Source organism: Microcoleus sp. S36a_B3 (assembly GCF_036700745.1).
Classification (GTDB): Bacteria; Cyanobacteriota; Cyanobacteriia; order Cyanobacteriales; family Microcoleaceae; genus Microcoleus.
Genome location: NZ_JAUBPN010000005.1, coordinates 134,208 through 147,407 on the forward strand (window position 1 = coordinate 134,208; position 13,200 = coordinate 147,407).

Sequence of the window (13,200 nt, forward strand, 5' to 3'; positions counted from 1 at the left end):
TGCTAATAACTAATGACTAATCACTACTGACTAATGACTACTGACTACTGACTACAAAATTTAGACTTCTTCTAAATCTTGTACATCCTCATTGTCATCGATATCCTCATCATCAATATCTGGCTCGACAGGAGCGACAGAATTAGCAGAAACTACAGCCCCAGTATCAAGTCGTTCCCGCACTAGCCGCTGGATCTCATCTTTAAATTCGGTATTTTCTTCCATGCGCCGAATCACGTTGTCGCGTCCTTGAGCAATGTTGTCGCCGTTGTAACTGTACCAAGAACCTTTTTTAGTAATTACTCCCATTTCGTCTGCCAAGTCAGTCAGACAGCCTAAAGTAGAAATTCCTTTGCCAAATACAATGTCAAATTCGGCAATGCGGAAAGGCGGAGCAACTTTATTTTTAGCAACTTTAACTTTCGTGCGGTTGCCGTATTCTTCTGTACCTTTTTTCAAGCTTTGAATGCGGCGAATGTCGAGCCGGACGCTGGCGTAGAATTTGAGTGCGTTACCGCCAGTCGTTGTTTCGGGGTTGCCGTAGGTTATGCCGATTTTCTGCCGCAATTGGTTGAGGAAAATGACGGTACAGCCTGATTTGCCGATGTTGCCGGTGATTTTGCGAAGCGCTTGACTCATCAAGCGCGCTTGCAAACCCATGTGGGAGTCGCCCATGTCGCCTTCGATTTCGGCGCGGGGCACGAGGGCGGCTACGGAGTCAATGACTACGATATCGACGGCGACGGATCGCACGAGTTGATCGACAATTTCCAGGGCCATTTCGCCGGTATCTGGCTGAGAAACTAGGAGATTTTCAATATCGACACCTAATGCTGAGGCGTAGGTGGGATCGAGGGCGTGCTCGGCATCGACGAAGGCTGCGATACCACCGGATTTTTGGACTTCGGCGATCGCGTGGAGCGCTAAAGTAGTTTTACCGGAACTTTCCGGGCCGTAAATTTCAATGACTCGGCCTTTGGGTAAACCGCCACCCAAAGCGATGTCCAGTGTCAGGGCTCCGGTGGGGATGGTTTCTACCTTCATGCGAGTGGAGTCTCCCAATCGGACGATCGCTCCTTTGCCAAAGCTGCGCTCGATTTGGGACAATACGGAAGTTAAGGCTTTTTGCTTTTCTGAGTTTTCAGCAGTTTTTGTAGAAGCTTCTTTTTTTGCCATTTGCGGTACGCGGGTAGACCCCTTGCGGAGCTTGTTGATTAACTGTACAACACGTATGTTAGCAGTTATTTTTGGGGTCTGGAGGTTCTGGGAGGATTTGGTTTAAGATTCTTGATGGTGGCTTGCTTGAGGCTGCTCCAGCTTCCACAAGGCTCTTGTGTAGAATGTATTCGGCATCCGGCAGAGGGTAGAATTATTGTCGGTTGGGGTATGTACAGGGTATCGATCGCTCTTTAAGCTGTTGTGTATCCCAATTGTGCATGGTGATTGAGGGGGAGATGGGGAGATGGGGAGATGGGGAGATGGGAGATAGGGAGATGGGGAGATGGGGGAGAAGATTTTTGATTGATCGTCGAAATATACAATTTAAATGCACAGCAGCTTACCAGAACCCAAACGGGGGTGGAGAGAAACCGGGGTTTTGCACAGCAATACAGGGGTTGCAGCAGGCAAACCAGCTAAAAAACCCGGTTTCTGAGCGTAATGGCGCGATCGTCCCCAGAGTCGATATGCGCTGTTTCTAGGACGATCGATCGCCACAATAAGGACAAGCATGGCATCTACAACACCTCAAGACACATCTGTTAATTCTCAAAATTCCCGGTGGCCGATCGGCTTATTGGCGATCGGCATTTTACTAGGAATCGGATTTCGGTTCTTCGAGCTCGATCGCAAACTTTACTGGCACGACGAAGTTTACACATCAATCCGCGCCGCTGGTTTCACCAGGCAAGAAATCGACGACGAACTATTCCAAAACCGAATTATTCCCGCACCAGAATTGCAGAAATATCAGCGGATCAAACCGGGAAGTACAGCAGCAGATACAATTCGTTCTTTAGCACTAGAAGACCCACAACATCCGCCTTTGTACTTTCTCATGGCTCGTTGGTGGATGCAGCAATTTGGCAGTTCTCTAGCAGCATCCCGCAGTTTGCCAGCCATATTGAGTTTACTGTCGCTGCCTTTGATGTACGCTTTAGCTCAGGAACTTTTCGCCTCAAAAAATGTGCAGTTAGTAGCAACAGCACTGTTAGCTTTATCTCCCTTTGACATCTTGTTTGCCCAGACAGCAAGGCAGTACAGTTTACTGACAGCCGTAGTTATTGGCAGCAGTTGGCTGTTGTTGAGAGCAGTGCGGTTGCGGGGCTGGCAAAATTGGGCTTATTACTCGCTCGCGATCGCGATCGGCTTCTACACTCACCCTTTCTTCAGTTTAACACTCATCGGACACGGAGTTTTTATAATTTCTTGCTGGCTGTTTGTTAAAAAAAAGAAATTGCGAAGTCACCTCACTAATTCTCAATTTTTCTTAGCAGTAACAGCAGCTTTAATCTTGTATCTGCCATGGATTTACGTGCTGGCGACCAATCTCCAACGAGCCTCAGCAACGACAGATTGGACGCGAGTATCTCCTGGTTGGCTGTATCTAGCAAAATTGTGGACTCTCAGCTTTACAGCCTTATTTTTTGACTTCGACTTCGGCTTTGACAATATCTGGACTTATCTGCTAAGATTGCCATTTTTGCTATTAATTGCGGCAGCCCTTTACAAAATATGTCGCCAAACTAGCAATTCAACTAAGCTGTTTATTTTAACATCAATTTTTGTACCTTTTTTGATACTAGCTTTACCCGATCTAATTCTCGGTGGCAAACGTTCCGCCGTCAGCCGCTATCTCATTTCTTGCTTTCCGGGAGTGCAGCTAGCAGTGGCTTACTTGCTCGCGAGTCATCTGAAAACTCAGCAGCGGTTTTGGCAAGTCGTTTTAGCCGGGATATTTACAGCAAGTATAGCATCCTGTACGCTCAGTGCGGTTTCTGATACTTCGTGGAGCAAAGACTTGAGCTATTTTAATGCTGAAGTTGCGAAAAATATTAACAAAGAGGCGATAGCTAATAGGTCGATTAAAGATACAATTGTAATTAGCGATCGCGGGAATGATTTTACTAACATGGGAGATTTGCTTTCTCTGAGTTATTTGCTTGACAAAGATGTACGGCTGATGCTGCTGAGCCAGTCGCCAGATATGGAAATGCTGAAAAGATATTCGGCTCCTCTCGTATTCCGCCCTTCGGAAAAATTGATCTCGGCACTCAAGCAAAATCAACAGCGACTAGAACCTATATTGGAATATGCAAGACTTTTTCGAGTGCGGCGAGCTTCTTAGTTATCCCTAGGGTGCGTCAGCAAAAATATGTTTGATTTGCCTCAAATATTGGAACAAATGCACCTGAAGATCGTGTCATATCGAACGACATAATAAAATTGGTTCGTAGCGAGCACTTTAGTCCGCATTCGTCAAAGGACTTGCATTCCTCACTACAAATAATTTTTATTACAGATAATTGACGGAATATAATATAAGTCACTATTGTGGATTTGTGTCCTCAATAATCCATCAGGTGCGTCAAAAAAAACTGTTTGAGTTGTCTCAGGTATTTGGGATGATGCACCCTACACTATTAGCAAACATTATTTGAATCATTAGGATTAAACGCCATGAAAGAGTTAAAAAATTCATCTTCGGAATCCGCACAGCAATTTCGCAATCTTCAAACACAATTACGCGAACATTGGCGAGCGAGCGAAGAATTTGACAGCGATGATTGTGACATCATCATAATTCCGTCTCTCAGCTTAGACCAGCAAGAAATGCAGAAAGTTGAGGGTGCTTACCACTATGAAGAGCGGCATTTATTTTCATTAATTCGCCTGCGAAATCCCCGCACGCGCTTAATTTACATTACCTCGCAACCGCTGCACCCAATGATTGTGGATTATTACCTACAATTGCTCCCTGGTATTCCATTTTCTCACGCGCGCGATCGCCTTTTGCTGTTCTGTGCTTACGATGCTTCTGCTAAATCCCTGACTCAGAAAATTTTAGACCGCCCCCGGTTGATGGAGCGCATCCGTCAAGCAGTGCGGCCGACAAAATCTTATATGGTTTGTTACAACTCGACGGCTTTGGAACGTGAGTTATCTGTTAAATTGGGAATTCCTTTGTGGGGCAGCGATCCGGATCTGCATTACTGGGGAACCAAAAGCGGCAGCAGGCAGATTTTTAAAGAATGTGGCGTGGCTTATCCTGACGGTTCCGAGTTGGTTTGGAATGCGGAAGATTTAGCGGAAGCTGCGGCCGATTTGTGGGAAAGGCAGCCGCATTTGCAGCGGATAGTAATTAAATTAAATGAAGGTTTTTCGGGGGAAGGAAATGCAATTTTAAACCTCAAGCCGATCGCAAGTAAAGCGCCGCCAGAAAGAGTTAAAGCAATTGGCGATAGCTTCCATAATTTGCGCTTTCAATCCACAGGCGAAACCTGGGAAAATTTCAGCAGCCGCATTCCCGAGTTAGGGGCAATTGCCGAAGCATTTATTGAAGGAGAAGAAAAGCGATCGCCCAGCGTTCAAGGTCGAATCGTCCCCAGCGGCGAAGTAGAGATTCTCTCAACCCACGACCAGATTTTAGGAGGCCCGGACAATCAAATTTTCTTGGGTTGCGAATTTCCGGCTGATGAATCCTATCGGCTGGAGTTGCAAGAATTGGGATGGAAAGTGGGGAAAAATTTAGCTGATAAAGGTGCTTTAGAGCGATTTGGAGTCGATGTTGTTGCCGTGCGACAAGATGACGGCACATGGGATATTCAAGCAATAGAAATTAATTTGCGGAAAGGAGGAACAACTCATCCATTTATGGCTTTGAAGTTGTTAACAAACGGTCGTTACGATCGCACTACGGGATTGTTTTACAGCCAGCAGGGCCGTCCTAAATATTATGTCGCTTCGGACAATTTGAAAAAAGAGCGGTATCGGGGATTGTTACCGAACGATTTGATGGATATTATTGCTGACAATCAACTGCATTTTGATAGCGGTACTGAGACGGGGAGCGTGTTTCATTTAATGGGTTGTTTGTCGGAGTTTGGTAAATTGGGATTGACGAGTATCGGCAATTCGCCGCAAGAAGCAGAGGAGATGTATAACAAAGTTGTGAAAGCGATCGATCGCGAAACAGCATATTAAATCTGCTGCAATGATAAGCTGTTCCGGTTAACTGTTTATTTTTGACTGTTGACGGTTTGAACAATACTGATGCAACCGAAATTGATATCACGCATTAACTCACAAACCCGGCGGTTGAAACCGCCGAGGATTTGAATAGTAGCTAATTTTTGGCGGGATAAAGCGGCGTAGGATCGATCGAGCCTGTACGGTTGAGAGGCCAAAAACGGACGATCGCCCTACCGATGATATTTTGCTTCGGTACAAAGCCCCAATAATGGCTGTCACAGCTTGCGTTGCGGTTGTCGCCGAACACCAAGTAAGAATTTTGAGATACAACTACAGGCCCGTAGGGATAATTGGGAATTTCTTCTATATACTTTTCCTGTAGCGGTTGCTTGTTGATAAAAACTTTTCCGTCTTTGACTTCCACAGTGTCCCCCGGAAGCCCGATAACTCGCTTGATGTAGGCATCTTTGATCGGTGGCGGCTGTCCCGTGCACAAACTCGCCGAATCGGGAGGCATAAATACGATAATATCTCCTCGGTGGGGGTCTTGGAATCGATAGCTCACCTTGTCTATAATTAACCGATCGTTAATTTGTAGAGTTGGGAGCATCGAGCCGGTAGGAATGTAGCGAGCTTCTGCAACTAGGGTGCGGATGCCAAAGGCCAAGAATGCTGCTAAGCCGATCGTCTTAATTCCTTCAATCCAAGGATTTTCGTCGGTATTTTGCGGGGGTTTGTCGTCGGCTGACTTGTCTAAACGAGTCATAAGTATTTAAGTCACTGAGCTGGATATAAATTATAGACTTAATTCGGAGTTTTTTTGAGGAAACCCGCCAAATCTGTGTTCGACTGGTAAGTTTTTATACTATGTCGTTGAGTAAGGCACCCAATTTGCACCCGACAAATTAAAAATTTTCCCAAACCTAGTTAGATTTATTACTATTTTTCCAACTGTTTTAAGGATAAACTTGTTGGAGGTTTCCACACACATTACCGTTCTAAATTATAACTTATGCCGACCACATCAAATTTGTTAATCCGCCGCGCTCGCGTTCTGTTACCAGACGGCGAGTTTTTGGTAGGGGACGTACTAATTAGCGATGGCAAAATTGTTCGGGTTGCTCCTGAAATTGCCGAGTCAGCCGATCGCGAAATAGATGCGATCGGCTTAACTCTGTTACCCGGAGTAATTGACCCGCAGGTACACTTCCGCGAACCGGGTTTGGAACACAAGGAAGACTTGTTTACCGCTAGTTGTGCCTGCGCTAAAGGCGGCGTGACATCGTTTTTAGAAATGCCCAATACGCGACCTTTAACTACCACCCAAGCGGCCTTAGATGATAAACTAAGGCGCGCTGCCCAGAAGTGTTTGGTCAATTACGGCTTTTTTATTGGTGCAACGCCGGAGAATTTGCCGGACTTGTTGGATGCAAATCCGACTCCGGGGATTAAGGTATTTATGGGTTCGATGCACGGCCAGTTATTGGTGGATGGAGAAGCAACTTTAGAGCAGATTTTTGCTAAGGGCGATCGGCTAATTGCAGTACACGCCGAAGATCAAGCTAGAATCAATCAGCGCCGTCAGGAATTTGCCGGCATTTCCGATGTCGCCGTACACTCGCAAATTCAAGACAATCAAGCAGCCTTGTTAGCCACTCAACTAGCCGTAAAACTTTCTAAAAAATATCAGCGCCGACTGCACATCCTGCACCTTTCAACAGGCGATGAAGCCGAGTTTTTGCGTCAAGAAAAACCGAGTTGGGTAACAGCAGAAGTTACGCCACAGCATTTGTTGTTAAATACCAGCGCCTATCAGAAAATCGGCAGTTTAGCACAGATGAATCCGCCCTTGCGCGAACCCAAAGACAACCAAATACTTTGGCAAGCTTTACTCGACGGCGTAATTGATTTTATCGCCACAGATCACGCGCCGCATACATTAGCAGAAAAAGCTCAAGATTATCCGAATACGCCGTCTGGAATGCCGGGAGTCGAAACTTCTTTGCCTTTGATGCTGACGCAAGCAGTAGAAGGAAGATGTACAGTGGCGCAAGTTTCTCATTGGATGTCGGCGGCAGTTGCTAAGGCTTATAAGATTCCGAATAAAGGGAAAATTGCTCCAGGTTTTGACGCGGATTTGGTATTAGTAGATTTGGATAACTACCGCCCAGTTGTCGGAAAAGAAATGGCTAGCAAGTGCGGCTGGAGTTCCTTTGAAGGTTGGAATTTGACGGGATGGCCCGTGGTGACTGTTGTGGGAGGAAAAGTTGTTTTTGAGAACGGCAAATTAGATACAAATGTCAGGGGAGAAGCCTTGAGATTTGATGGCGAGTAAACCTGCATAGGAGTTTTGTAACAAACCCAGTCAGGGGTAGGCTGCGTCAGAAAAGGGAATTGTCAATTATCACTGAAAATCTGATTCTGATGCACCATTTATTTATTCGTTGGTGCGTCAGAATGAGATTGTGAATTTTTGGCGAAATTATGCCTAACTGACGCACCCTACTTGACTACTTCAGTGAAAATAACAATTGTGCTAAAATAATCAGAATATATTCTCTTATTTTAAAGGCGATATTACCTATGCTCCCAGAATTAGAAACACAACTTCTTGCCTTAAATCCGACGAAAAAAGCTGAAGCAATACGGCTGTTAACCCAAAGTTTGAACCATAGCTGGCCGGGAATTACGAAAACTCCCGATGTGTGCGGTGGCGATGCTTGTATCGCCAAAACTCGCATCCCAGTTTGGCTGCTTGAAAGTTTTCGCCGTGAAGGTTCAAGCGATTCTGAAATTCTACAATTTTATCCCCATCTCAGCGCTGCCGATCTAGTGAATGTTTGGACTTATGCTGATGCACATCTGGAGGAAATCGAAGAAGCAATCTGCAAGAATGAGGAAGCCTGAGTCATGCTGAATTTGTATGCAGACGAACAATTTCCTTTGCCAGTCGTCCAATTGTTGCGCGCTTTTGGTCACAATGTCCTGACTGTTCAGGAAGCAGGAAAAGCAGGACTTGGGATTCCCGATCCAGAGGTGCTAGCATTTGCTATAAGCAAAGATAGAGCTGTTTTGACATTAAATCGGTTTGATTTTATCGGACTGCACAACTGACAGCCAGACCACGCTGGTATTATTGTTTGTACCAAAAATCGGAATGTAGAAATGTTGGCAACACGCATCAATGATGCTATTGCTGGTGAAGAAACTTTGAGAGGCAAATTGATTCGAGTCAACCGCCCGCCGCAGTAAGTCCGTGAAGCGTAGCTATCCCGTAGGGAATCGCCCTTTTTCAATTTTTCCATTGCCAATCCAATAAATCGCCATTCCCCATCACTTCAATTTCCCGCCCGCTATCGCAATAACTCAGATAAATTTGCAAATAATTATCTGGTTTGTACGGCAATCTTTCCGCCCACTCGATCGCCACAATTCCCAAATCCATTTCTAATCCGTCCCAATAACTTTCTAAGTGCAAAGCCTCTGCTTCTTCTGGTTGCAGTCGATACAAGTCTAGATGATACAGCGGAACTCGCCCTGCAAAATACTCGTTAATCAGGGTGAAAGTAGGACTTTCCACAGATTCGGAGATTCCCAAACCTTCAGCGATACCTTGCACTAAGGTGGTTTTGCCGGCTCCTAAATCTCCTTGCAATAAGATTACAGTGCCGGCGGGGAGCGATCGACCTAACGCCACACCAAACTTGCGCGTAGCCTCAAAATCAGGAAGAGAAAGTATCATATTAGTTGTTAGTTGTTAGTTGTTAGTTGTTAGTTGTTAGTTGTTAGTTGGGGCGGTGGATGGTGCGTGTCCGCCCTCTTAGTTGTTAGTTGTTAGTTGTTAGTTCTCAGTTGTTAGTTGTCAGTTGTTAGTTGTTAGTTGTTAGTTGTTAGTTGGGGCGGTGGATGGTGCGGGGCCGCCCTCAGTTGTTAGTCAACAGTTAACAGTTAACAGCTAACAGTTAACAGCTAACAGTCAACAGTCAACAGCTAACAGCTAACAGTTAACACTCAACAGCTTAAATGTTCTGGGCGCGGCCGTACCAACGCAGCAACATTCCCGCCAACCTTTGAGAATTGTGGCGAATTAAACCCGTATTTTTATCTTCATCCATGACATTTGCGATGACTATTCGCCGGCCCAATTGCGTTACGGCTTCTCTATCGAGCACTACGGGATAGGAATTTTCCTGAGAATAGCGGATCAAGGCTTTTGCAGAAGGGACTTTTCCTTGAACTACTACAGCATCGAACAGGGGCCGGCCGCAAGCGCGATCGATCGCCCGAATGTGATCTGCAACACTGTATCCGTCAGTTTCTCCCGGCTGAGTCATAATATTGCACACATAAATGCGCGGAACTTCGCTGCGGGCGATCGCCTCGGCAATTTCCGGCACCAATAAATTCGGAATCACGCTCGTATAAAGACTCCCCGGCCCAATAATTATAAAATCCGCTTCCCTCAGCGCGATCGCCACCTTGGGCAAAGCGGGAGGATTAGCAGGAATGCAGCCTATTTTGACGATTTTTCCGTTAGCTTCGGTAATGCTGGACTCCCCCTGAATTATCCTGCCGTCAGCCAGTTCTGCCCACAAAGAAACGTCGCTCAGAGTAGCCGGCAGCACCTCTCCCCTAACCGCTAAAACTTTAGAACTCGCGGCGATCGCCTGTTCCAAATCTCCCGCAATATCGCTCATCGCCGTCAAAAACAAATTCCCAAAACTGTGGCCCACCAAACCGTCACCGGCCTGAAAACGATATTGAAATAACTCAGTCAATAACTTTTCCTCATCTGCCAAGGCCGCCAAACAATTGCGAATATCTCCCGGCGGCAGCACCCCAATTTCCCGCCGCAGTCGCCCGGAAGACCCGCCGTCATCCGCCACCGTGACAATAGCAGTGATTTTGGCGCTGTATTCCTTCAATCCCCTGAGCAAATTAGAAAGCCCGGTACCCCCTCCAATTGCCACAATTTTTGGGCCGCGGTGCAAGCGGCGGTGGTTGAGGAGTCGATCGACCAATTCCTCATTCCCTTCCGGCATCAGCACTTGAGTAATAGAGTTCAAACTGCGAGTTTGCCCCCACAGAATTAACAAAATCCCGCCAGCAATCACGACCGGCCCCGACACGTAATTGGGAATAACTTCTGCAATCCACGTCAAAAAATTTTTCAACAATTGCAACAAGAAAAAAATTGGAGTCATCCCAGTCCAAATCGCTAAACCCAAGGTGGCAAGCACCACACCGCTAGCACTGATCAGCAGCCACCGTTTCACCAACAGTCCGGGGGCCAACCACTTAAACCACTGGTGAACTCGCCCGTTCCGCAAAGAAGGGGGGTAAGGATTTTTGGAATGGGCAATAACCTGCTTGGCTTTAGCCAAGACGCGAAGGGCTTTAGGAAATGAACTAATTGACATGGTTAATTAGTCTTAAGGGTATTGGAACAGCTCAATCTGACAAATTTACAATACAAGAGAGTTTTGATTCTGGCAGTCTATTTAAGTCATTAAATTATTAGTCATGAGTCCTCAGTCATTAGCTAGACTGATGACTGAGGACTGACAACTTATTGATAACATCTTATGGCTGAGCCGCTAATCGAACTCAAAGGGATAAGTAAGTCCTTCGGCCAGAACCAGATCCTCGATCGAGTCGATCTGAACATTTATCGGGGAGAGGCCCTGGCAATTATTGGCCCTTCCGGGACGGGGAAATCGACGATTTTGCGGATAATTGCGGGTTTGTTGGCCCCCGATGCCGGAGAGGTTTTTGTTCAGGGACAGCGCAGGGTGGGATGGGTAGACGACGTGGCAGATCCGATCGGGATTGGGATGGTGTTTCAGCAAGCGGCTTTGTTTGATTCGCTGACGGTGGAGGAGAATGTCGGTTTTTTACTGTACCAGCATTCTAAGCTGCCGCGCCCCCGGATTCGGCAATTGGTCGAGGAGAAGTTGGATATGGTGGGTTTACCGGGAATTGGCGAACGCTATCCAGCGCAGTTGTCTGGGGGAATGCGGAAGCGGGTAAGTTTTGCCCGCGCCATCATGGCGAATCCCGATAATGACAGGGACAATCCAGAGGTTTTGCTGTACGACGAACCGACGGCGGGCTTAGATCCGATCGCCAGTACGGTAATTGAAGATTTAATCCGCGACTTGCAGAAAGCTCAAGGAGTTTGCAGCACTTATGCGATCGTCACCCACCAAGACAGTACCATCCGCCGCACAGCCGATCGCATCATATTTCTCTATCAAGGCAAAGTGCAGTGGGAGGGAACCGTCAGCGACATTGCAACCACAGATAATTTATTAATTAAACAATTTTTTAGCGGCAGCGTTACCGGCCCTATTCAACTGATTGGATAGTCAACCGCCAACCGCCAACTAACAACTGCCAACTGCCAACTAACAACTGCCAACTAACAACTGCCAACTGCCAAAGGAGCCAATATGCGATCGCGAACGATGAGAGAAGGTTCTGTCGGATTCTTAATTTTAGTAGGAATCGGCTTATTTGGAGGCTTAGTCCTCTGGCTGCGGGGCGTGCAGCTAGGCAACCGCAGCTACAAATTCGCCGTAGAATTTGCCAGCGCCCAGGGAATGCAAATAGGCACGCCCGTCAGGTATCGCGGGGTTGCAGTCGGTAAAATTACCGCCCTCAAAGCCAGCTCCAACGGCGTAGACGTCACACTGGAAATTGCCCCCGGCACTTTAGTCATTCCCCGCGATGTGCTAATCGAAGCGAATAAATCGGGTTTAATTGGCGAATCGTCGATCGACATTACCCCCAACTCAATTTTGCCAGACTCATTACTTACCGCCAATCCCATTAGTGCCGACTGTCCCCCTGCAATAATCTGCAAAAATTCCCGCTTAAAAGGTCAAGCAGGAGTCAGTCTAGACGAGCTAATTCGCTCCACAGTCCGCCTAGCTAATTTATACACCGACCCCGCCCTATTCGACAGTATTAAATCAATTGCACGCGATACAGCCAACACAGCTCAAGGTGCAGCTAAACTAACTCAAGATTTATCGGCTCTCACTCAAACTGCCAAAGCAGAAATAAAAAGCTTGAATCAATCCGTCAGGGGAGACGTTGGCACTTTAAGTAAATCAGTAACCAACGAACTAGGAACTTTAAATCAATCGTTAAAAGGAGAAGCCAATAGTTTAACTAAATCCTTACAAATCGAAATAGGCAGTTTGAATCAATCCTTAAAAGGAGAAGCAAGCAGTTTAAATCAATCGGTCAAGGGAGAAATATCAGGAGTCGCCGCAGATGTTTCTAAAGTAGCAGCTACAGCCGACACTTCCACAAAAGCCGTATCTGCCGCTGCGATCGATTCTGCCAATTCAGTAACTCAAGCAGCCAATCAAATTACATTAACAGCCAACCAACTCAACGCTTTAGTAGTAACCAACCGTGCCAGTTTAGTCTCGACTTTAAACAACATCAATCAAAGTAGTCAAGAATTGCGGGTAGCTGTCAGCAGTTTGAGTCCGACAATTAACCGCATCAACCAAGGACAATTGCTGAACAATTTAGAAATTCTCTCAGCCAATGCCGCTCAAGCTTCTGTTAATTTGCGAAATTTGTCCAGCCAGATCGACAATCCCGCCACTTTGCTATTATTGCAGCAAACTCTAGATTCGGCACGAGCTACATTTCAAAACCTGCAGAAAATTACTTCCGACGTGGATGAATTGACAGGAAACCCGGAACTTCGCAACAACATTCGCCAATTGTTCAAAGGATTGGGAAACTTGTTGGGTTCGACAGAACAACTGCGACAGCAAGTTAAAGTCGCTCAAACATTAGCGCCACTTTCTGAGAAAAAAAATGCGATTACAACTGTGGAAAATCAATCAGTAGAACCGGGATTTCCTAGCTTGCACAAACAGCAAAAGTTACCTGTTATACCTCCTAAAACTGCAAAATCATCAGAGCCAGTTCCTCCTGATAATATTCATTAAAAAATGGTATCATTGAATAACAGTAATCCTGGTA

The 13,200-nt window shown here is 46.2% G+C and carries 11 protein-coding genes and 1 pseudogene; 7 read left to right on the forward strand and 5 right to left on the reverse strand.

Features of this window, described 5'->3' with window-relative positions; genetic code table 11:
* Positions 1-60: 60 nt before the first annotated feature.
* Both recA and QUA01_RS07995 read right to left on the reverse strand, forming a co-directional pair.
* The gene (gene recA / locus QUA01_RS07990; protein ID WP_333088977.1) at positions 61-1,176 is read right to left on the reverse strand and encodes a recombinase RecA; all 1,116 of its coding nucleotides are present in this window, start codon (positions 1,174-1,176) and stop codon (positions 61-63) included.
* A gap of 366 nt (positions 1,177-1,542) precedes the next feature.
* Positions 1,543-1,731: a hypothetical protein gene (locus QUA01_RS07995; RefSeq protein WP_333088979.1), complete on the reverse strand. Its 189-nt coding sequence runs from the start codon at positions 1,729-1,731 to the stop codon at positions 1,543-1,545.
* Here QUA01_RS07995 and QUA01_RS08000 point away from each other — a divergent pair.
* Entirely contained in the window at positions 1,730-3,346 is a 1,617-nt protein-coding gene (locus QUA01_RS08000; RefSeq protein WP_333088981.1) for a glycosyltransferase family 39 protein, read from the forward strand. The genes QUA01_RS07995 and QUA01_RS08000 overlap by 2 nt on opposite strands.
* 332 nt (positions 3,347-3,678) lie before the next feature.
* Complete coding sequence (locus QUA01_RS08005) at positions 3,679-5,202, forward strand: peptide ligase PGM1-related protein (protein ID WP_333088982.1); 1,524 nt, start codon at positions 3,679-3,681, stop codon at positions 5,200-5,202.
* A gap of 142 nt (positions 5,203-5,344) precedes the next feature.
* Here the strand turns inward: QUA01_RS08005 and lepB are convergent, their stop codons facing one another.
* Positions 5,345-5,956, reverse strand: a complete 612-nt coding sequence (gene lepB / locus QUA01_RS08010; protein WP_333088983.1) for a signal peptidase I — start codon at positions 5,954-5,956, stop codon at positions 5,345-5,347.
* Positions 5,957-6,202: 246 nt separating this feature from the next.
* Here lepB and QUA01_RS08015 point away from each other — a divergent pair, with 246 nt between their 5' ends.
* The 3 genes and pseudogenes from QUA01_RS08015 (at position 6,203) to QUA01_RS08025 (ending at position 8,442) form a co-directional block, all read left to right on the forward strand.
* Positions 6,203-7,525, forward strand: a complete 1,323-nt coding sequence (locus QUA01_RS08015) for a dihydroorotase (RefSeq protein WP_333088985.1) — start codon at positions 6,203-6,205, stop codon at positions 7,523-7,525.
* 248 nt (positions 7,526-7,773) lie between these two features.
* Positions 7,774-8,097: a DUF433 domain-containing protein gene (locus tag QUA01_RS08020; protein ID WP_333088988.1), complete on the forward strand. Its 324-nt coding sequence runs from the start codon at positions 7,774-7,776 to the stop codon at positions 8,095-8,097.
* A 3-nt stretch (positions 8,098-8,100) separates the two neighbouring features.
* Positions 8,101-8,442 (forward strand): annotated as a pseudogene (locus QUA01_RS08025) (DUF5615 family PIN-like protein).
* Between the two features lie 40 nt (positions 8,443-8,482).
* Here the strand turns inward: QUA01_RS08025 and tsaE are convergent.
* Both tsaE and QUA01_RS08035 read right to left on the reverse strand, forming a co-directional pair.
* Positions 8,483-8,932 (reverse strand): tRNA (adenosine(37)-N6)-threonylcarbamoyltransferase complex ATPase subunit type 1 TsaE, encoded by a 450-nt coding sequence (tsaE, locus tag QUA01_RS08030; protein ID WP_333088990.1) that lies wholly within the window; start codon positions 8,930-8,932, stop codon positions 8,483-8,485.
* A gap of 277 nt (positions 8,933-9,209) precedes the next feature.
* The gene (locus QUA01_RS08035) at positions 9,210-10,610 is read right to left on the reverse strand and encodes a gluconeogenesis factor YvcK family protein (protein ID WP_333088991.1); all 1,401 of its coding nucleotides are present in this window, start codon (positions 10,608-10,610) and stop codon (positions 9,210-9,212) included.
* A 165-nt stretch (positions 10,611-10,775) separates the two neighbouring features.
* Here QUA01_RS08035 and QUA01_RS08040 point away from each other — a divergent pair, with 165 nt between their 5' ends.
* Both QUA01_RS08040 and QUA01_RS08045 read left to right on the forward strand, forming a co-directional pair.
* A complete protein-coding gene (locus QUA01_RS08040; protein WP_333088993.1) occupies positions 10,776-11,558 on the forward strand; it encodes an ABC transporter ATP-binding protein in 783 nt (260 codons plus the stop codon).
* 84 nt (positions 11,559-11,642) lie between these two features.
* Positions 11,643-13,166 carry an MlaD family protein gene (locus QUA01_RS08045; RefSeq protein WP_333088994.1) on the forward strand — a complete coding sequence of 508 codons (1,524 nt, stop codon included), beginning with the start codon at positions 11,643-11,645 and terminating at the stop codon, positions 13,164-13,166.
* Positions 13,167-13,200 lie beyond the last annotated feature (34 nt).

Excerpts from the sequence above, each read along its gene's own strand:
- QUA01_RS07995 (WP_333088979.1), bottom strand. The coding sequence starts at position 1,731 with ATGCTTGTCCTTATTGTGGCGATCGATCGTCCTAGAAACAGCGCATAT.
- QUA01_RS08035 (WP_333088991.1), bottom strand. The coding sequence starts at position 10,610 with ATGTCAATTAGTTCATTTCCTAAAGCCCTTCGCGTCTTGGCTAAAGCC.
- tsaE (WP_333088990.1), bottom strand. The coding sequence starts at position 8,932 with ATGATACTTTCTCTTCCTGATTTTGAGGCTACGCGCAAGTTTGGTGTG.
- QUA01_RS08005 (WP_333088982.1), top strand. The coding sequence starts at position 3,679 with ATGAAAGAGTTAAAAAATTCATCTTCGGAATCCGCACAGCAATTTCGC.
- recA (WP_333088977.1), bottom strand. The coding sequence starts at position 1,176 with ATGGCAAAAAAAGAAGCTTCTACAAAAACTGCTGAAAACTCAGAAAAG.
- QUA01_RS08040 (WP_333088993.1), top strand. The coding sequence starts at position 10,776 with ATGGCTGAGCCGCTAATCGAACTCAAAGGGATAAGTAAGTCCTTCGGC.
- QUA01_RS08045 (WP_333088994.1), top strand. The coding sequence starts at position 11,643 with ATGCGATCGCGAACGATGAGAGAAGGTTCTGTCGGATTCTTAATTTTA.
- QUA01_RS08020 (WP_333088988.1), top strand. The coding sequence starts at position 7,774 with ATGCTCCCAGAATTAGAAACACAACTTCTTGCCTTAAATCCGACGAAA.
- QUA01_RS08015 (WP_333088985.1), top strand. The coding sequence starts at position 6,203 with ATGCCGACCACATCAAATTTGTTAATCCGCCGCGCTCGCGTTCTGTTA.
- QUA01_RS08000 (WP_333088981.1), top strand. The coding sequence starts at position 1,730 with ATGGCATCTACAACACCTCAAGACACATCTGTTAATTCTCAAAATTCC.
- lepB (WP_333088983.1), bottom strand. The coding sequence starts at position 5,956 with ATGACTCGTTTAGACAAGTCAGCCGACGACAAACCCCCGCAAAATACC.